Genomic DNA, 18,557 nt, shown 5'->3' on the forward strand with positions numbered 1-18,557 from the left:
GGCTGCTGGGCCGGCCGAAACTCGCGAGCCGGGCCAGGCCGGGCGGACTGGTCAAGTTGGACGGGACAGGGGGCCGAACAGGCCGCATCGGCCATGCCGCACCAGGCCTGGCCGAGTCGGCGGAGGTCGGGCGGACTGGTCGAGCCGGGGCCAGGTCGACGCGGGCCGGGCTTCGGCTGGACCGGATTCGTCGGACAGCACTAGGCCTCACCCCCACTACCGCGTCATCACCTCGACACCACCCCTGAACCCCGCTATCTTGATATCGGATAACTGCTACCGCTTACCCAGGAGCCCCCAATGGACGCAGGCGATGTCGGTCGGCTCATGTTCGGCAGGCCGAGCAGGCTGCGGCTGGCGCTGTGGATTCATCAGCATGCGGGGCCTCGGTTCTACCAGTCCGAGCCGCCCAAGACGGTGATCGCGCAGAGTGCCTGCGGGATCGAGCTGACTCGGATGGTCGATCTTGGGATGTTGGTGGAGCACCGGGAACCCGCGAACCGCCGGGTCTACTACGAACGCACGCGCAGTCCACTGTGGTCGATCATCGTCGCGGCGTCGAAGGTGGTCGACCCGGTCGACAAGTGATCGACTCGCCGGATGCACCCATGCGCATAAGCATGGGGGGATGACGACGATCGAGCACCAGCCCGCGGAACAGCACCGGCACACGCACGGCCCCGAGTGTGGGCACGCGGCCATCGTGCACGGCGACCATGTCGACTACGTCCACGACGGCCACCTGCACCGCGAACACCGCGAGAACGGGACGGTCCACTACGACGAGTGCGACCGCTGCCAGTGCGACAGCTGCGACGACTCCTGCGCCACCTGCGGCTGCACCGACTGCACCTGCCCCACCTGCAACCACGCCACCTGCCAGTGCGAAGGCTGCGCCGACAGCTGCAACAACTGCACCTGCGCCGACTGCACCTGCCAGACCTGCCACCACGCCGCCTGACCCCATCACTCAGCCGGACCCCCGGTTACACAGCAGGCGCACAGGTTCAGCACAGGCTCGACGCATCCGGGTGGCGGATGATTCAGGCCATGTCCGCACACCGGCCGGAGCTGCGGCGATCCGATGGGTCGCCCGTTCGGGTACTTGTCGTCGATGACGAGCCGACGCTGGCCGAGTTGGTCACGCTCGCTCTGCGGTACGAGGGCTGGGAGGTGCGCAGCGCCCTCGACGGTGGCAGCGCTGTCCGGGTCGCGCGGGAGTTTCGGCCGGACGTGGTGGTGCTGGACGTCATGCTGCCCGACTTCGACGGGCTGGAAGTGCTGCGCAGGCTGCGCGCCGAGGTCGGGTCGCTGCCCGTTCTGTTCCTCACCGCGAAGGACTCCGTGGAGGACCGCATCGCCGGGCTCACCGCGGGTGGCGACGACTACGTGACCAAGCCCTTCAGCATCGAGGAGGTCGTCCTGCGGTTGCGCGCCCTGCTGCGCCGGACCGGCATCACCGAGGCCTCGGCCGGGGCGAACCTGGTCGTCGGGGACCTTACCCTCGACGAGGACACCCGCGAGGTGTTCCGCGGCGGCACCGAGATCACCCTCACCGCGACCGAGTTCGAGCTCCTGCGCTTCCTCATGCGCAACCCGCGCCGGGTGCTGAGCAAGACCCAGATCCTCGACCGGGTCTGGAACTACGACTTCGGCGGGCAGGCCAACATCGTCGAGCTCTACATCTCCTACCTGCGCAAGAAGGTCGACGCGGGCCGCGAGCCGATGATCCACACGATGCGCGGCGCCGGATATGTCCTCAAACCGGCGCGCTAGGACGCTGCGGGCCCGGCTGATCACCGAGCAGGTGGTCCTGCTGGCGATGGTCTGCCTGGTCATCGGGGTGGTCACCCTCGTCGTGCTGCGCGCCTTCCTCGTCGCCCAGCTCGACCGGCAGCTCGCCGACGCGGGCGTGCGGGCCAGCGACTACGTCGGCCGCGACCAGGGCCCGCACCGCGGCAGACCGCCGATCGACGCCCCCGGACAGGGGCCAGGGACCCTCAACGTGCTGGTCTACGACGGCCGGGTGCTCGACGCCAAGCTGCAGCGCACCACCGGTAGCCGCGACGACATCCCCACGGCCCTGCTGCCGGCCCTGGCGGCGCTCCCGGTCGACGGCACCGTCCGCGAACGCGACCTGCGCGGCCTCGGGTCCTACCGCCTCATCGCGACCCGGGCGGGCCCCGCCACCGTGGTCACCGGCCTGCCGATGGACTCCGTCGACGAGACCCTGTGGACAGTCGGCTTCGTCCTGGGCGCGGTCTCCCTCCTCGGCCTCACCGTGGCCGGTGTGGCGGGCGTGGTCATCGTCCGCCGGACGCTGCGGCCGCTCGACCGGATGGCCGCGACCGCGCGCCGGGTGGCCGAACTGCCGCTCGACCGGGGTGAGGTGGCGCTGCCGGACCGGGTGGAGGCGGCCGACACCGATCCACGCACCGAGGTCGGCCAGGTCGGCTCCGCGCTCAACAAGATGCTGGGCCACGTCGCGGACGCGCTCGCCGCCCGGCATGCCAGCGAGACCCGGGTCCGCCAGTTCGTCGCCGACGCCAGCCACGAGCTGCGCACTCCCCTGACCGCGATCAGCGGCTACGCCGAACTGGCCCGCAGGCAGGACGACGAGGTGCCCGCGCCGATCGCGCACGCGCTGTCCCGGGTGGAGTCCGAGGCGGCGCGGATGACGACGCTGGTCGAGGACCTGCTGCTGCTGGCCCGGCTCGATTCGGGCCGCCCGCTGTTCGCCGAGCCGGTCGACCTGTCCCGGCTGGTCGTCGACGCGGTGAGCGACGCCCAGGTGGCCGGACCGGGGCACCACTGGCGGCTCGACCTGCCCGCCGACCCCGTGGTGGTGACCGGCGACGAGGCCCGGCTGCACCAGGTGGTGGCGAACCTGCTGGCCAACGGCCGGACCCACACGCCGCCTGGCACGACGGTCACGACCGGGCTGTCGCGCACCGAGCACCACGTGGTCCTGACCGTCACCGACGACGGCCCGGGCATCCCCGCCGACCTGCGCGGCGACGTCTTCGAACGCTTCGTGCGCGGCGACGGCTCCCGTTCGCGCGCGGCGGGCGGCACCGGCTTGGGCCTGGCGATCGTGTCGGCCGTCCTGCACGCCCATGGCGGGTCGGTCTCGGTGGACAGCGAGCCCGGAAGGACGTGCTTGACGGTCTTATTACCCGCCGGGCCCGGCTGAGGACTTTGGACCTGAGACACGAGACGTACTCACGCGTAGGCTCGGCGTCCACTAGATCCGCTGCGCCCGGGAGGGGTGAGGGCATGAGTACGGCTGGCGGGCCGACCGCCCCTCCGCGAGGCGGTGTCGGCGATCACTGACCTCTTTCCGCTGCCTGAGCCGAGCCCCGACGGCCACCACAGCGACGCCGACCGCCCCAATGGCGCACGCGTGTCCGGGCACGCCGATCTCAGCACCCGCCCCGATTTCGAGGAGTTCCTGCTCGCCCTGTGCAGACAAGCCGAGGGCGACGTGCACTTGGACTTCGCCGAGTTGGACTTCATCGACATCTCCGGCGTGATCACGGTGGTCCGGGCCGCGGGCTCACTCGGCGAGGGGCGTTTCCTGGTGCTGCACAACCCGCCCGCGTCCATGCGCCGGATCCTCGAGTTGCTGGGCCCGGCCGCGGTCGCGCGAAGCGTGCGGATCGACGAAGGCGTGTCCTAGGGCGTGTCCGCCGGAACATCTGATCAAATACTGGTGTGGCGCGTGGTGATCTGACAGATGCGGAATGGGCGATCTTGGAGCCGTTGCTGCCGGCGGTGAGCCAAAGCCGGGGCGGGCGTTGGGGAGATCGACGTCGGGTGATCAACGGGATTTTGTGGCGGATGCGCACTGGTGCGCCCTGGCGGGACGTGCCGGAACGGTATGGGCCGTGGAAGACCTGTTATGAACGGTATCGGCGGTGGGCTGCGGATGGCACATGGGCGCAGCTCAAGCAGCAGGTCATCGGGCGTGCCGAAGTCGACGAGGAGATCGATTGGGACGCCCAGGTCGACTCCACGATCGTGCGGGCTCATCAGCACGCCGCAGGTGCCCGTAAAGGGGGCTGAGTGCCGAGGAATCGCGGGCAGCGCAAGGACTGGGCCGGTCTCGAGGTGGTCTCACGTCCAAGATCCACACTATCACCGATGGTCGGGGAAGATCACTGGCGACCCGGGTCACACCAGGTCAAGCCGCTGACGTGACCCAGCTGGTGCCGCTGCTGGAGCAGATCGCGGTGCGCCGGCCTGGTGGTGTTGGTCGGCCTCGGCAGCGACCGGACTCGCTGACCGGGGACAAAGCCTATGGCAGCAAGGCCAATCGGGCAGCGTTGCGCCTGCGGAAGATCAAGGCGGTGATCCCGCAGCGTCGGGATCAGGTCGCCAATCGGCTGCGTAAGGGATCGGCCGGTGGTCGCCCTCCGAGTTTCGATGCCGAGCACTACAAGCGACGCAACCAGGTCGAGCGGGGTTACAACCGCCGCAAGCAGTTCCGGGCGTTGGCCACACGCTACGACAAGCTGGGTCTGCACTGGCAAGCGACCAACGACATCGTCGAGACCCTCGACTGGATCCGCGCCAAACCAGACAAATCACGACCTGATCCGGCGGACACGCCCTAGCGGCCCAAGATCGCGCGAACCTCGGAATCCTGCACCTGGTTGAAATCCTCGTACCAGTACCCGACGGCCACGAAGCGCCGCGGTGTCAGCGGGCACACGACTTCGTCGGCGACGGTTCGCAAGCGCACCAACACATCCGGCGGCGCCACGGGCACCGCGACGACCACCCGCGCCGCGCCCATGCCCCGCACCACCCGCACGGCGGCCGCCATCGTCGACCCGGTGGCCACGCCGTCGTCGACCAGGATCACCGTACGGTTCGCGAGATCCCGTGGCGGGGCGCCCGCGCGCAGCAGGTCGGCCCGGCGGCGGATCTCGGCGCGCTCACCGGCCACCGTGGCGGCCACGTCGGACCACGCGAGGTCGAGGTCGCGCAGGATGTCGTCCGCGTGGACGGTGACGTCGCCCTCCCCCACCGCGCCGACGGCGAGTTCGGGGTGTCCGGGGGCGCCGACCTTGCGCACCAGGATGACGTCCACCTCGGCGCCGAGCCGGTTCGCGACTTCCGCGGCGACCGGGACGCCACCGCGCGGCAGGCCCAGGACCAGCGGGTTCTCCGCGCGCAGGTGAGTCAGCCTGCCCGCGAGGACGCGGCCGGCGTCGGTTCGGTCGGCGAAGCGCATGGCCCCAGTGTGCGCCAGAGTTGACCTCGGAGGTAATCGACAGCCGTCGTACGGTGGGCTCATGACCACCGCCGCCGCCGCACTCGACCGGTCCGCTGGGGCGCTGCTGCGCCAGTGGCGTGAGCACCGCCGACTCAGCCAGATGGAGCTGTCGCTGCGGGCCGACATCTCCACCCGGCACCTGAGCTTCATCGAGACCGGGCGCTCGGCGCCCAGCCGGGACATGGTGCTGCTCCTCGCCGACACCCTGGAACTGCCGCTGCGGGACCGCAACCAGCTGCTCCTCGCCGCGGGATACGCCCCGGTGTACTCCCAGGACGCGCTCGACTCGCCGCGGCTGGCGGCGGTGCGCACGGCGGTGCGCCAGGTCCTCACCGGGCACAACCCGTTCCCCGCGGTGGCGGTCGACCGGGGCTGGAACCTGGTGGAGGCCAACGAAAGTCTCCTCGCGCAGCTCGACGGTGTCGCCGCCGATCTGCTGACCCCGCCGGTGAACGTGTTGCGGGTCAGCCTGCATCCGCGGGGGTTGGCGTCGCGCATCGTCAACCTGGGTGAGTGGCGGGCGCACCTGCTGAGCCGGTTGCGCAGGCAGATCGTCATCACGGCGGACGACTCGCTCGCCGAACTCCATGACGAGCTGGCGGGATATCCGTGTGCTGAAGCGGAACCGGTGGTGGACTCCGCGGATGTCGTTGTGCCGCTGCGGATTCGGCACGGCGGGGCGGAACTGGCGTTGATCAGCACGGTGACGACGTTCGGGACGCCCATGGATGTCACGGTGGCCGAACTCGCGATCGAATCGTTCTTCCCCGCCGACGCGGCGACGGCCGCGGTGCTTCGAGGCTGAACAGGCCCCTGCCCCGGATCAGCTCGATCCGGGGCAGGGGCGCGGTCGCTCAGCCGACCCGGTCCAGTTCCCGGATCGGAGCGGGCGCCGTCACGGGCTCCGCGCGGGGGCGCAGGAACTTCGGCGTCCACCAGTTCGCCTCGCCCAGGACCGCCATCAGGGACGGCAGGATCACCGCGCGGATCAGGGTCGCGTCGATGAGGATCGCGGTGGCCAGGCCGACGCCCATCTGCTTCATGTCGATGGTGCTCAGGGTGGCGAAGATGGAGAACACGCCGATCATGACGGCGGCCGCGCTGGTCACCACACCGGCCGAGGTGGTGATGCCGTGTGACACCGCGGATCGGGTGTCCATGCCCTTCGCGCGGGCTTCACGGATGCGGCTCACCACGAAGACGTGGTAGTCCATCGAGAGTCCGAAGAGGACGACGAACAGGATCAGCGGCAGCCAGGCCACGATGCCGCCGGTCGACGTGAAGCTCAGCAAGCCCTCTGCCCAGGTGTTCTGGAACACCAGGACAAGCACGCCGTACGCGGCGCCCGCGGAGAGCAGGTTCAGGAAGATCGCCGAGGCGGCGATGGCCGGTGAGCGGAACGTCCACAGCATGACCAGGAAGGTCAGCAGCAGCACGATCGTCACGACCCACGGCAGGACCGACGTCATGTTGTCGACGAAGTCGTTGTTGCCCGCGGTCTCACCGCTGACGGCGAACTCCGCGCCCGCGACAGCGCCGACAGTGGCGGGAAGAGCGTTGGTGCGCAGCCAGTTCAGGGACTGGTCGGCTTCGGCGCTGCTCCCCCGGTGCGGAATGGCCGCGGCGATCACGAAGATCCGGCCGTCGCCCGAGCGGGTCACCCTGGGGGCGCTGTCGTTCGCGAAGCCGGAGTCGGCCTGGATTCGGCGGGTCAGCTCGGTGACGGCGGACTCGGTCGAGCCGACCGCGTCGGCGGGTGCCCGCACCGCGATGGCGTGGACGGCGCCCTTGCTCGGGAACGCGGCGGTCATCCGGTCATAGCTCTGCATGATCGGGATGCTGCGCGGAAGGTCGGCGTCCGACGGCGAGTTGAGGGTCATCCCGGCGGCGGGGATCGCCAGGGCGACCAAGGCGCCACCGGCCACGACGAGGGCCACGCCGGGACGTCGCAGGGAGGGCTTCAGGATCGCCTTCCAGAACCTCGGCTCACCGTTGGAGCCCGCGGAAAGCCGCCACACCAGCGGAACGCGGGGACGGTCGATCCAGCGGCCCAGCTTGGCGAGCATCGCGGGCAGGACGGTGATCGAGCCGATGACCGCGGCCACGACGACGAGGATCGCGCCGATGGCCATCGAGGAGAACGTGACGTCGTCGGCGACGAACATGCCCGCCATGGCGACCACGACGGCGATTCCGGAGACGACGATCGCGTGACCCGACGTGGCGGCGGCGATCTCGACGGCGTCGATGTGGCTGGCCCCGCGCGCCCGTTCCTCCCGTTCTCGGCGGATGTAGAACAGCGAGTAGTCGACGCCGACCGCCATGCCGATCAGCAGGATCATGCTGGAGGTGTTCTCCGTGGAGGGCACCAGCTGCGACACCAGCGCCGACAGGCCGAGCGCGCTGAAGACCGCGGACATGGCGAGCAGGACCGGGACACCGGCGGCGATCACGGCGCCGAAGGCGAGCAGCATGATGATCAACGTCACCGGGATGCTGATGAACTCGGCCTTCTGGAAGTCCTTCCCCAAGGTCTCCGAAAGGGCTTTGTTCAACGACTTGCCGCCCACCTGCTCAACTCGCAGGTCCGGGTGCGCGGCCTGGACCGACGCGGTGACGTCGAGCAGCGGCTGCAGCCGCTCGTCCGCGGTCTCGCGGTCGCCTGCTATGTCGACGCTGACCAGGATCGCGCCGCCCTTCGGCGACGGCGCGGGCTCGCCGACCTTGTCGACCTCGGTGAGCGCGTCCATCCGGGTGCGGACCTCGCCCGCGACTGCGAGCGCCTTGTCCTGGTCGAGCGCGCCGTCGCGGGCGGTGATCAGGACGTTCTCCGTCGCGGGCCGGTTGAGCTGCGCGTCGTCGACGATGCGCTGGTAGACCGCTTGTTCACCCTTCGGGTTGTCGTCGAAGTCGGCGGTCTTGGTGCCGAGGACCGCGCCGGTCCCGATACACAGGGCGACGAACACGACCCAGGCGCCGATCGCCCGCCACGGGTGTAACGCGCTCCATCTGGCGATACGCACCGTCACCATCGGTTTTGCTGACATCTTGGGTTCCCCCACACAGGTTCCGTTCAGGTCGAACGAAGACTGGCAGGGGAACCGCCCCGGCGGATCAGGTGCTGTCCCCGATCTTGTACCCCGGTAGATCCCCTAGGGGTTCACGATCCAGACAGCCATGAGGTCACCAGGAAGTGCTCGATCGAGTCGGTCCGCCCGGTCCCCGCCACCCGGTGTTCCTCTTGCAGCGCAAGGACTTCGTCCCGGGTGAACCAGCGGGCTTCGAGGAGTTCGTCGCGGTCGACGGCGATCTCGGGGCTTTCGGCGACCGCCCGGAAGCCGAGCATCAGCCCCGACGGGAACGGCCACGCCTGCGACGCCCGGTACTCGACTGTGCCCACCGCCACGCCCGCCTCCTCGGCGACCTCGCGCCGGACGGCGTCCTCCAGGCTCTCGCCGATCTCGACGAACCCGGCCAGGGTGGAGAAGGCGTTCGCCGCGGACCCCCGGTGTCGACCCAGGAGGCAGCGGTCGCCGTGCTCGACCAGAGTGATCACGGCGGGCTCGATGCGCGGGAACAGCAGCTTGCCGCAACCGGTGCAGATCCGCAGGTGTCCACCGTGGGCGGCGCGGGCGGGCGAACCGCAAGCGCCGCAGAACCGCTGGTTCCGGTTCCAGTGCAGCAGACCCCGCGCGTAGGCCAGGCGGGTCGCGCCCTGCGCGTCCAGGCCGCTCACCAGCCGCCGGATGTCGACGGCCGCGTCGGCGCCGACGGACTCGGCGGCGGCCGCCTCCTCCAGGTCCGACAGGTCTACGGCGAACACGCCGGTGTCCCCGTCGAGTCCGAGGAAGACTGTGTTTTTCGGATCCTCCGGGACATCCGTCCAGACCGGCCGCTCGGCACGGACCAGGCAGTGGTCGCGCCACAGGGCGACGGCCTTGGCGTTGTTGCGCAGGCCTGCCAGCCACTGGCCGTCCGAGCGCCGGGCACCCGCGCGGTCGAGGGTCAGCCCGGTATAGGCGAGCTCAGACATCGACGGACCTCTCGAAGAACGTCTCGAGCACCACGATCGTCTGCGTCCCGGTGACGCCCTCGATGTCGAAGATCCCCTTGAGGGCTTGCTGCAACTCGCTGGTGGTCTTGGCGCGCACCTTCGCCAGCAGCGACGGGCTGCCCGCGACGATGTGCGCCTCCTCAACCCACGGCAGCGCGCGCAACGCCTCGCCGGTATCGGGTCCACCCATCCAGGCGTCGGCCTCGATCATCACGTAGGCGAGGACCCCTTTGCCGACGGCGGCCGGGTCGACGTCGATGGTCGTGCGCCGGATGACGCCGCGCTCGCGCAGCTTGCGCACCCGCTCGTGCGCCGCCGCCCCGGAAAGTCCCACCTCCTGCCCCAGCGCGGCATAAGGTGTCGTCGCGTCCTGCTGCAGCCGGGCCAAGAGAGTCCGGTCAATCTCATCCATGCAAACCCCATTGTTTGACTGATGTCATCATGCCACAGCGCGATCTTGCCGAATCAGGTCCACACGTGGCTTAAGCGGCTCCCCTGGACGAGACTGCTGGGATGACCTCACCGGACTCCTGCGACGTCGCCCACGGGGCCGTCGTGCCCGACACCGGGACCCGCACACTCGTGGCCGTGTTCGCCACCCAGGCCCCACAAACCCGCGCGAGTCGCCCCTCCCGGCAAGTGAGTCGCCCCGCCGGGCAACCGAGTGCCCCGCTCCGGCAAGTGAGTGCCCCGCTCCGGCAAGTGAGTGCCCCGCTCCGGCAAGTGAGTTCGACATTCGCGCATGGTGCGCTCGAGCCGCCTCGCCGTGAGCGTCGAACTCACTTGCGGGAGCGTCGAACTCACTTGCCCGGCGGGGCGACTCACTTGCCGGGAGGGGCGACTCGCGCGGGTCTGGACACCGGCGAACACTCGGGAGTAGGTTCGCTAAGCGATCGCTTAGCAACTCGACCGTTCGGAGGAGTCCGTGTCCCAGCCCCGCACCGCCATCGTCACCGGCGCAGCTCGAGGTATCGGCGCCGCTGTCGCCAAACGCCTCGCCCGTGACGGGTTCGCCGTCGCCGTGATCGACCTGAATGAGGCGAGCTGCGCGGACACCGTCGCGGCGATCGAGGCCGAGGGCGGCAAGGCCCTCGCCGTCGGTGCCGACGTCAGCGACTCCGCGCAGGTCGAGGCCGCGGTCACCAAGGTCGCCGAGACCCTGGGCGCGCCGACCGTGCTGGTCAACAACGCGGGCATCCTGCGCGACAACCTGCTCTTCAAGATGACCGATGACGACTGGGACATGGTCATGAACGTGCACCTGCGGGGCTCGTTCCTGATGACCCGCGCGGTCCAGAAGCACCAGACCGAGCAGAAGTACGGCCGGATCGTGAACCTGTCGAGCACGTCGGCGCTGGGCAACCGCGGCCAGGCGAACTACGCCACCGCGAAGGCCGGGCTGCAGGGCTTCACCAAGACCCTCGCCATCGAGCTGGGCAAGTTCGGCGTCACCGCCAACGCGATCGCCCCCGGGTTCATCGAGACCGAGATGACCGCCGCCACCGCCGAGCGGATGGGCGTGTCGTTCGAGGACTTCAAGAAGGGCGCGGCGTCGATGATCCCGGTCGGCCGCATCGGCACCCCGGCTGACATCGCCGCCACCGCGTCGTTCCTGTGCAGCGAGGAAGCCGGGTTCGTCTCCGGCCAGGTCATCTACGTCGCCGGCGGACCGAAGGACTGAGCGTGCATACTTTTGACGGGCTCGACTCGCTTACCGCTGCCCAGGGGAAACACCTGGGCTATGGCGATTGGCACGAGATCACCCAGGAGCAGGTCCAGCAGTTCGCCGACGCCACCGGCGACCACCAGTGGATCCACCTCGACACCGAGCGCGCCGCGAAGGGTCCCTTCGGCGGCACGGTGGCGCACGGCTACCTCACACTGTCGCTGCTTCCCATGCTGGGCCGGGAGATCTACGACTTCCGCGGCTTCTCGATGGGCGTCAACTACGGGCTCAACAAGGTGCGGTTCCCCAGCGCGGTCCGGGTCGGCTCGCGGGTGCGGGCGGGGGCCGAGCTGAAGTCGGTGACCCCGGTGGCTCTCGGCGTCCAGGCGGTCTTCGCCTACACGGTGGAGATCGAGGGCGCGGACAAGCCGGGCTGCGTCGCCGAGGCCGTCGTGCTGCTCGTCCCAGGAAAGGACACCCCTTGACCGACGTCCGCGAGCGGGTCGCGGCGTTCCTCGCCGAGCACGACCCGGCGACGACCGACCGGCTCGACTTCCTGCGCGCCCGGTTCGACGCCGGGCTCGCGTGGGTGCACTTCCCCGAGGGCCTGGGTGGTCTGGGGCTGCCCCGGGCGCAGCAGGAGATCGTCGAGGCCGAGATGGCCGCCGCGGGTGCTCCCGACAACGACCCGCGCCGGATCGGCATCGGGCTGGGCATGGCGGCGCCGACGATCCTCGCCTTCGGGTCCGAGGAGCTGAAGAAGCGCCTGCTGCGTCCACTGTGGACCGGCGAAGAGGTGTGGTGCCAGCTGTTCTCCGAGCCGGGCGCCGGATCGGACCTGGCCGCCCTGGGCACCCGGGCCCGCCGCGACGGCGACGACTGGCTGGTGACCGGGCAGAAGGTGTGGACGTCGAGTGCGCACACCGCGCGCTGGGCGATTCTGGTGACCCGCACCGACCCGGACGTGCCCAAGCACGCGGGCATGACGTACTTCGTGTGCGACATGACCGACCCGGGCGTCGAGGTGCGGCCACTGCGCCAGATCACCGGTGAGGCCGAGTTCAACGAGGTCTTCCTGACCGACGTGCGCATCCCGGACGCCCACCGCCTCGGCGAGGTCGGCGACGGCTGGCGGGTCGCGCAGACGACGCTGATGAACGAGCGCGTCGCGATCGGCGGTCGCTCGATTCCGCGTGAGGGCGGGATGATCGGGGTTGTCTGCGACACCTGGCGGGCCAACCCGCAGCGGCGCACACCGGAGGCGCACGACCGGCTGCTGAAGCTGTGGGTCGAGGCCGAAGCGCTGCGGCTGGCCGGGATCCGGCTGCGCCAGCAGCTGGCGAACGGCGCCCCCGGGCCGGAGGGGTCGGCGATGAAGCTGGCGTTCGCCCGGCTCGCGCAGGAGCTGTCCGGGCTGGAACTGGAGATCACCGACGACGGCCTGCGCTACGACGACTGGACGCTGCGCAGGCCCGACATGGTCGACTTCACCGGGCGCGACGCGGGTTACCGCTACCTGCGCGCCAAGGGCAACTCGATCGAGGGCGGCACGTCGGAGATCCTGCGCAACATCATCGCCGAGCGGGTCCTGGGCCTGCCGAGCGAACCCCGGGTCGACAAGGATGTCGCGTGGAAGGACCTGCCGAAATGAGCGACCCCAACCTGTTGACCTCCGACGTCGAGGAAGCGCTGCGCGCGGGCGTGCGGGAACTGTTGGCGGACAAGGCCGACGCGGCGGCGGTGCTCGGACGCGTCGAGTCGTCCACGCCGTCGGACATGGACCTGTGGCGAACCCTGGTGGACCTGGGCGCGACGTCGCTGCCGATCCCGGAGTCTCAGGGCGGACAGGGCGCGAGCTGGCGCGAAGCAGCAGTGGTCGCCGAGGAACTGGGCCGCGCGGTGGCGCCGGTCCCGTTCCTGGGCAGCATGCTGGCCACGGCCGCGCTGCTGCACCTGTCCGACGACCCGAACGCGCAGGACGCGTTGAAGCGCATGGCGTCCGGCGAATCCGTTGTGGTGCTGGCGATCCCGTTGTCCGGCCCGGTGGACGGACCGCTCGCGCGGACAGTTCGCTCGGTCGCGGATGCCGGTGTCGCTTCTCAGTTCTTGGTGCCCGCGGACGGTGGGTTGCACCTTGTCGAAGCGGCTTCCGTGCGGCCGGTGGTGTCGCTGGACCTGACGCGGCCGGTGTGGGATGTGACGTTCGACGATCCCGGTGTGCGGCTGACCGGTTCCGGTGAGTCCGCTGTGGACAGTGCGCTGCTGGCCGGGTCGGCGCTGCTGGCGGCCGAGCAGGTGGGCATCGCCGAGTGGTGCCTGACGACGACGGTGGCGTACCTCAAGCAGCGTTACCAGTTCGGTCGCCCGGTGGGCTCGTTCCAGGCGTTGAAGCACCGCCTCGCCGACCTGTGGCAGTCGATCGTCCTGGCCCGTGCGGCGGCCCTCAACGCCGCCGACGCACTGTCGACGTCCAGCGACGATGTGCGGGTGGCGGTCGCGGTGGCGCAGTCGCTGTGCTCGACGGTCGCGGTGCGCGCGGCGGAGGAGTGTGTGCAGCTGCATGGCGGGATCGGGATGACGTGGGAACACCCGGCGCACCTGTACCTGAAGCGCGCCAAGGCCGACGAACTCGCCCTCGGCACCCCCGGCAAGCATCGCGCCGCACTGGCGAAATTGGTTAACCTGCCAGGATGAGCGAGCTGGTAGCCGGGGCGTTCCCGGACGTGACAGCCGCGGCGGCCCGCAGACTGATGGCCGCCGCGGTGGAATCGTTCGCCGACAACGGCTACCACGCCACCACCACCCGCGACATCTCCACCGCGGCGGGCATGAGCCCGGCGGCCCTGTACGTCCACTTCCCGTCGAAGGCGGCGGTGCTGTCGGCGATCAGTTTGAGTGGCCACGAACGCGCTTTGGCGATCGTCGAAGCCGCCGCATCGGGCCCGGGCACCCCGGCGGACCGGATGCGGGTCTTGGTGTCGGAAATGGCCTCCTGGCACGCCACCCACCACCGCATCGCCCGGATCGTCCAGTACGAGATCACGGCGCTGCCGAAGGCGGACTACACCACGGTCGCGGACCTGCGCAGGCGAACGGAACGGGTAGTGCGGGCGCTGATCGAGGAGGGCGTCACCACAGGCGTTTTCGCATGCGACATCCGCTCGGCGGCGAGGGCAACCCTGTCCCTGTGCGTGGACATCGCGAGGTGGTACACAGCGGCAAGCACCCCGGGCCCAGCGGAACTCGGCAAGCGCTACGCGACACTGGTACTCGCCATGCTGGGTGCGGGCAACCACTAAACAGACAGCGGACCCAAGGAAAAGACCCGTCCGACAGACCCAGCCAGCGCCCGATCAGACGATGCGAACGTCCACGCCCTCAGCCTCAAAGGCGGCAACAGTCTCCGCAGAAGCATCCGAGTCGGTGATCAGGATGTTGATCGCCGACGTCGGGCAGATCTGCGCGAAGGCATGCTTCCCCAGCTTCGAGCTGTCCGCGATGCACACGACCTGCCGCGCCCGCTGCGTCATCAGCCGGTTGATGCTGGCCTCACCCTCATGATGCGCATAAGCACCGCGAAGAGGGTCCACCGCATCGACGCCCAGGAAGATGATGTCCAAAGTGATCTCGTCGAGGATGCGGGTGGCAAGCGGGCCGCTCAGTTCGAACGACTGGGGCCGGGCCACTCCCCCGGTCACCACGATCTTCACATGCGGCCGGACCGCCAGCTCGTTGGCGATGTTGAGCGCGTTGGTCACCACCGTGACGCCCGGTTCATCCGACTGGGCGAAGTCCGGGCGGATGGCCAGCGCACGGCCGATCTCGGTGGTCGTGGTGCCGCCGTTGAGGCCGATGACCGCACCTCGTGACACCAGCGCCGCCGCGGCCTTGCCGATGCGCTCCTTCTCCGAGGCGTGGCGGGCGGTCTTGTAGCGCAGCGGCAGGTCGTAGGCCACGTTGTTCGCGACCGCTCCCCCGCGCGTGCGGGTCAGCAGCTGCTGCTCAGCCAGGTGGTCGAGGTCGCGGCGGATGGTGGCCGCGGAGACGTCGAGGTCCCGGGCCAGGTCTTCGACGTCCACCTTGCCGCTCTGGCCGAGCATGTCGAGCAAAGCGCTCAAGCGTTCGTATCGATCCACCACAAGCCTCCGCGATCCTCCGGACCCTCCGCGCCCCTTCGATCATGCGCGGTGTCGCAAGGTATCGCCTTGTAGAGCGGTATTCAACGACCGAAACACCTCAACGCGCGTGCGGGAACACGCAGGTATTCTGTCATTTACCGACAACTCCGAACGTCCCTGGTCAGGGCCCCAGCAGCGGCAGCAGGGTGGGTTTCCACACGCCGTCGTGCGTGCGGGCCGTCGCGAGGCGTTCATCGGGCACGACGCCGTAGGTGGTGGTCCGTTGCCGTGATGGGCGGCCGGCCGCAGTGGCCAGGGCCTCCAGGTCGGCGATCGTCTTGTAGCTGCCGTTGTCGCTGCCCGCCATGCGGCTGATGGTCTCCTCCATCAGGGTGCCGCCCAGGTCGTTCACCCCGCCGCGGAGCACGTCGACGACGCCGCTGTCGCCGAGCTTGACCCAGCTGGTCTGGATGTTGGCGATCCGCCCGTGCAGCAAGATCCGCGCCAGCGCGTGCACCGCACGGTTCTCCAGGTGCGTGGGGCCTGGCCGGGCGATGCCCGCCAGGTACAGCGGCGCGTTGGTGTGGACGAACGGGAGCAGGACGAACTCGCTGAACCCGCCCGTGCGTTCCTGGGTGCGGGCGAGCAGCTTGAGGTGCGCGACCCAGTGCTCGGGCTTGTCGACGTGGCCGTACATCATCGTCGACGTCGTGGGGATGCCCAGGTCGTGCGCGGTCGTCACCACCTCAAGCCAGGTGGCGGTCGGCAGCTTGCCCTTGGTGAGCACCCACCGGACCTCGTCGTCGAGGATTTCCGCCGCCGTGCCGGGCAGCGAGTCGACGCCCGCCTCGCGCGCCGCGGTCAGCCAGTCGCGGATAGACAGGTCGGTGCGGCTGGCGCCGTTGACGACCTCCATCGGCGAGAACGCGTGCACGTGCAGCCCCGGCGCGCGGCGCTTGACCTCGGCGGCGATGTCGAAGTACGCGGTGCCGGGCAGGTCGGGGTGGATGCCGCCCTGCATGCAGACCTCGGTGGCGCCGACCGACCACGCCTGCTCGGCGCGCTGCCCGACCTGGTCCAGCGACAGCGTGTAGGCGTCGGCGTCGGTGCGGCGCTGGGCGAACGCGCAGAACCGGCAGCCGGTGTAGCAGACGTTGGTGAAGTTGATGTTGCGTGTGACCACGTAGGTGACCACGTCGCCCACGGCGTCGCGGCGCAGGCCGTCGGCCAGTTCGGCCAGGGCCTCGATCTCCGCGCCCGCACCGGCCGACAGCAGGGTCAGCGAGTCCGCGTCGGACAGTCCGCTCGGGTCTTTCTCCGCGTGCCGCAATGCCTGTAAAAACTCCGGGCGCACGACTCCGTCGGATAAGAGGGCGGCCGGCCGCTGCGTGACCTGGCCGCGCAGCTCGTCCCAGTCGCCGTAGACGGAGTCGAAGTCGTCGCGGCGGTCGCTCGTGCGGCCCTCGGTGTCGATCGACGTGTGCAGGTCGGTGCGGCCGGACTCGGCGAGCGAGACCTCCGGCTCCTGCCATGGCCTGCCGACCAGCGGCGCCGACTCGACGGCCATCCCGGTCTCCGGGTCGGCCAGCGCCGCCACGTGCGCGGACAGCCTCGGGTCGAGCCACGGCTCGCCGCGGCGGAGGTACTCGGGGTAGATCGTCAGCCGCTCGGCCAGCCGGAACCCGGCCGCCGCGGTCCGCGACGCCAGCTCGTCGATGTGCGGCCAGGGGCGTTCGGGGTTGACGTGGTCCGGGGTGAGCGGCGAGACGCCGCCCCAATCGTCGATTCCGGCGCGCACCAGCAGCTCGAACTCGCCGCCGATGAGGTTCGGCGGGGCCTGGATGCGCGCCTTCGGCCCGAGGATGACCCGGGCGACGGCCACGGTCGCGGCCAGTTCCTCGGCCTCCGCGTCCGGCATGCCGCGCATCGCCGTGTCCGGCTTCGCGCGGAAGTTCTGCACGATGACTTCCTGGATGCCGCCGTAGCGCCGCGACACACCGCGGATCGCGAACAGCGACTCGACCCGGTCGGCCAAGGTCTCGCCGATGCCGATGAGCACTCCGGTGGTGAACGGCACCGCCGAGCGGCCCGCGTCCTCCAGCACCCGCAGCCGGACCGCGGGCTCCTTGTCCGGCGAGCCATAGTGCGGCCCACCGGGCTCGGCCCACAGCTTCTCCGACGTCGTCTCCAGCATCATGCCCATCGACGGCGCGACCGGCTTGAGCCGCTGCAGATCGGTCCAGCTCAGCACGCCGGGGTTGAGGTGCGGCAGCAGGCCGGTCTCCTCCAGCACCCGGATGGCCATCGCGCGGACGTAGGACAGCGTGTCGGGGTAGCCGGCGGCCTCCAGCCAGTCGGCGGCGGCGTCCCAGCGGTCCTCCGGCCGGTCGCCGAGAGTGAACAGTGCTTCCTTGCAGCCCATCGCCGCACCCGCGCGGGCGATCTCGAGGACCTCGTCGGGGCTCAGGAACGGCGCGGGCAGGCGGTGCGGGACCGTGGCGAACGTGCAGTAGTGGCAGCGGTCGCGGCACAGCCGGGTCAGCGGGATGAAGACCTTGCGGGAGTACGTGATGACCCCGGGCCGCCCGGCCGCCGCCAAGCCCGCGTCGCGGATGCGGGAGGCGGTGTCGAACAGGTCTTCGAGGTGCTCGCCGCGAGCGTGCAACAGCACCTCGGCTTCGACCTGGTCGAGCGTGACACCGTCGCGCGCTCGACGCAGGGCACGACGCAGGGCGGACTCGGCGGGCACACGGATCACGGACACCTCCACGGGACTTTGTCCCAACCTAATAGGAGGTCAGGACAAAACCCGCGTCCCGAGGAGCAGTCGGACGTGACCCGCGCCTCAGTCCTCAGCCAGGCAGCACGCCTGCCAGCGCCTTGCGGGCCTTGCGCGGCGCCTCGGCGACCGTCTCGGTCACCGATTCACCCGTGTCATGCGCCCATTCGCCGAGCTCATGGGCCCGCTTGTTGACCTGCCGGGTGGCCCGCCGGGCCCGCCAGCCCAGTGACGGCTTGCCCTCGGTGTCGCCCACGGCCAGCAGCAGGCCGCCGAGCAGCCCGACGTTCTTCATGAAGTGGACCCGCTGGTTCGTGGCGACCGCGCTGTCCTTCTCGTCCCAGAACCGGTGGGTGGCGATGGTGGTGGGCACCAGGCTCCCCGCGAGCAGCAGCGACGCGGCCCTGGGGAACTTGCCCAGCGCGAGCGCCACCCCCGCGCCGACCTTGACCGCGGCGTCGATCTTCACCAGGGTCTGCGGGTCGGTCGGCACCTGGGCGGGCAGCCGGTCGCCCGCGGCGCCGAGCATGGTGTCCAGCACCGGCTTAGCTGCCTCCGCGTGTGCCGCCGGGTTGCGCAACGCCTCGATCCCGCCGGAGATGAAGATCGCGGCGAGCATCGGTCGGGCCAGCCTGCGCAAGATCATCGTTCTCGTCCTC

General features: G+C 70.1%; 19 protein-coding genes. 12 read left to right on the forward strand and 7 right to left on the reverse strand.

The features are described 5' to 3' along the window. The first annotated feature begins 300 nt into the window (after positions 1-300). The 6 genes from ACUZ2Y_RS06855 (at position 301) to ACUZ2Y_RS06880 (ending at position 4,616) form a co-directional block, all read left to right on the forward strand. Positions 301-588, forward strand: a complete 288-nt coding sequence (locus ACUZ2Y_RS06855) for a hypothetical protein (protein ID WP_476328039.1) — start codon at positions 301-303, stop codon at positions 586-588. 40 nt (positions 589-628) lie between these two features. Further along, a complete protein-coding gene (locus ACUZ2Y_RS06860; RefSeq protein WP_476328041.1) occupies positions 629-961 on the forward strand; it encodes a hypothetical protein in 333 nt (110 codons plus the stop codon). Positions 962-1,050: 89 nt separating this feature from the next. Further along, complete coding sequence (locus ACUZ2Y_RS06865) at positions 1,051-1,776, forward strand: response regulator transcription factor (protein WP_476328043.1); 726 nt, start codon at positions 1,051-1,053, stop codon at positions 1,774-1,776. Next, positions 1,754-3,193: a sensor histidine kinase gene (locus ACUZ2Y_RS06870; RefSeq protein WP_476328045.1), complete on the forward strand. Its 1,440-nt coding sequence runs from the start codon at positions 1,754-1,756 to the stop codon at positions 3,191-3,193. The genes ACUZ2Y_RS06865 and ACUZ2Y_RS06870 overlap by 23 nt, the downstream gene beginning before the upstream one ends. Positions 3,194-3,316: 123 nt before the next feature. Beyond that, positions 3,317-3,679 carry an STAS domain-containing protein gene (locus ACUZ2Y_RS06875; protein WP_476328047.1) on the forward strand — a complete coding sequence of 121 codons (363 nt, stop codon included), beginning with the start codon at positions 3,317-3,319 and terminating at the stop codon, positions 3,677-3,679. Positions 3,680-3,714: 35 nt separating this feature from the next. Then, a protein-coding gene (locus ACUZ2Y_RS06880; RefSeq protein WP_476326208.1) for an IS5 family transposase occupies positions 3,715-4,616 on the forward strand; the annotation gives its coding sequence in 2 pieces (ribosomal slippage) (positions 3,715-4,063 and positions 4,063-4,616; 903 coding nt in all). Here ACUZ2Y_RS06880 and ACUZ2Y_RS06885 read toward each other — a convergent pair. Beyond that, positions 4,613-5,239, reverse strand: a complete 627-nt coding sequence (locus ACUZ2Y_RS06885; RefSeq protein ID WP_476328049.1) for a phosphoribosyltransferase — start codon at positions 5,237-5,239, stop codon at positions 4,613-4,615. The genes ACUZ2Y_RS06880 and ACUZ2Y_RS06885 overlap by 4 nt on opposite strands. 61 nt (positions 5,240-5,300) lie before the next feature. On the opposite strand from ACUZ2Y_RS06885, the gene ACUZ2Y_RS06890 reads away from it, so the two are divergent. Next, positions 5,301-6,086 (forward strand): helix-turn-helix domain-containing protein, encoded by a 786-nt coding sequence (locus tag ACUZ2Y_RS06890; protein WP_476328051.1) that lies wholly within the window; start codon positions 5,301-5,303, stop codon positions 6,084-6,086. Positions 6,087-6,135: 49 nt separating this feature from the next. Here the strand turns inward: ACUZ2Y_RS06890 and ACUZ2Y_RS06895 are convergent, their stop codons facing one another. From ACUZ2Y_RS06895 to ACUZ2Y_RS06905, 3 genes are all read right to left on the reverse strand, one after another. Continuing rightward, positions 6,136-8,328 (reverse strand): MMPL family transporter, encoded by a 2,193-nt coding sequence (locus ACUZ2Y_RS06895; RefSeq protein WP_476328053.1) that lies wholly within the window; start codon positions 8,326-8,328, stop codon positions 6,136-6,138. A gap of 113 nt (positions 8,329-8,441) precedes the next feature. Continuing rightward, positions 8,442-9,314: an NAD(+) diphosphatase gene (nudC, locus tag ACUZ2Y_RS06900; RefSeq protein WP_476328055.1), complete on the reverse strand. Its 873-nt coding sequence runs from the start codon at positions 9,312-9,314 to the stop codon at positions 8,442-8,444. After that, positions 9,307-9,747, reverse strand: coding sequence for an Lrp/AsnC family transcriptional regulator (locus ACUZ2Y_RS06905; RefSeq protein WP_476328057.1), 441 nt, complete (start codon positions 9,745-9,747; stop codon positions 9,307-9,309). The genes nudC and ACUZ2Y_RS06905 overlap by 8 nt, the downstream gene beginning before the upstream one ends. A gap of 513 nt (positions 9,748-10,260) precedes the next feature. On the opposite strand from ACUZ2Y_RS06905, the gene fabG reads away from it, so the two are divergent. The 5 genes from fabG to ACUZ2Y_RS06930 are packed head-to-tail and all read left to right on the forward strand — an operon-like array spanning position 10,261 to position 14,300. Then, a complete protein-coding gene (fabG, locus tag ACUZ2Y_RS06910) occupies positions 10,261-11,016 on the forward strand; it encodes a 3-oxoacyl-ACP reductase FabG (protein ID WP_476328059.1) in 756 nt (251 codons plus the stop codon). A 2-nt stretch (positions 11,017-11,018) separates the two neighbouring features. After that, positions 11,019-11,486, forward strand: a complete 468-nt coding sequence (locus tag ACUZ2Y_RS06915; protein ID WP_476328061.1) for a MaoC family dehydratase — start codon at positions 11,019-11,021, stop codon at positions 11,484-11,486. Beyond that, complete coding sequence (locus tag ACUZ2Y_RS06920; RefSeq protein WP_476328063.1) at positions 11,483-12,652, forward strand: acyl-CoA dehydrogenase family protein; 1,170 nt, start codon at positions 11,483-11,485, stop codon at positions 12,650-12,652. Before ACUZ2Y_RS06915 ends, ACUZ2Y_RS06920 begins: the two co-directional genes overlap by 4 nt. After that, positions 12,649-13,695, forward strand: coding sequence for an acyl-CoA dehydrogenase family protein (locus ACUZ2Y_RS06925; protein ID WP_476328065.1), 1,047 nt, complete (start codon positions 12,649-12,651; stop codon positions 13,693-13,695). The genes ACUZ2Y_RS06920 and ACUZ2Y_RS06925 overlap by 4 nt, the downstream gene beginning before the upstream one ends. Next, the gene (locus ACUZ2Y_RS06930; RefSeq protein ID WP_476328067.1) at positions 13,692-14,300 is read left to right on the forward strand and encodes a TetR/AcrR family transcriptional regulator; all 609 of its coding nucleotides are present in this window, start codon (positions 13,692-13,694) and stop codon (positions 14,298-14,300) included. The genes ACUZ2Y_RS06925 and ACUZ2Y_RS06930 overlap by 4 nt, the downstream gene beginning before the upstream one ends. Positions 14,301-14,354: 54 nt before the next feature. Here ACUZ2Y_RS06930 and ACUZ2Y_RS06935 read toward each other — a convergent pair whose 3' ends face one another. From ACUZ2Y_RS06935 to ACUZ2Y_RS06945, 3 genes are all read right to left on the reverse strand, one after another. Further along, a complete protein-coding gene (locus tag ACUZ2Y_RS06935) occupies positions 14,355-15,137 on the reverse strand; it encodes a DeoR/GlpR family DNA-binding transcription regulator (protein WP_476328069.1) in 783 nt (260 codons plus the stop codon). A gap of 163 nt (positions 15,138-15,300) precedes the next feature. Continuing rightward, positions 15,301-17,850, reverse strand: a complete 2,550-nt coding sequence (locus tag ACUZ2Y_RS06940) for a bifunctional FO biosynthesis protein CofGH (RefSeq protein WP_476331622.1) — start codon at positions 17,848-17,850, stop codon at positions 15,301-15,303. Between the two features lie 121 nt (positions 17,851-17,971). After that, a complete protein-coding gene (locus ACUZ2Y_RS06945) occupies positions 17,972-18,544 on the reverse strand; it encodes a DoxX family protein (protein WP_476328071.1) in 573 nt (190 codons plus the stop codon). Between the last annotated feature and the right edge of the window lie 13 nt (positions 18,545-18,557).

It is taken from the genome of Actinokineospora sp. UV203, from assembly GCF_056323665.1.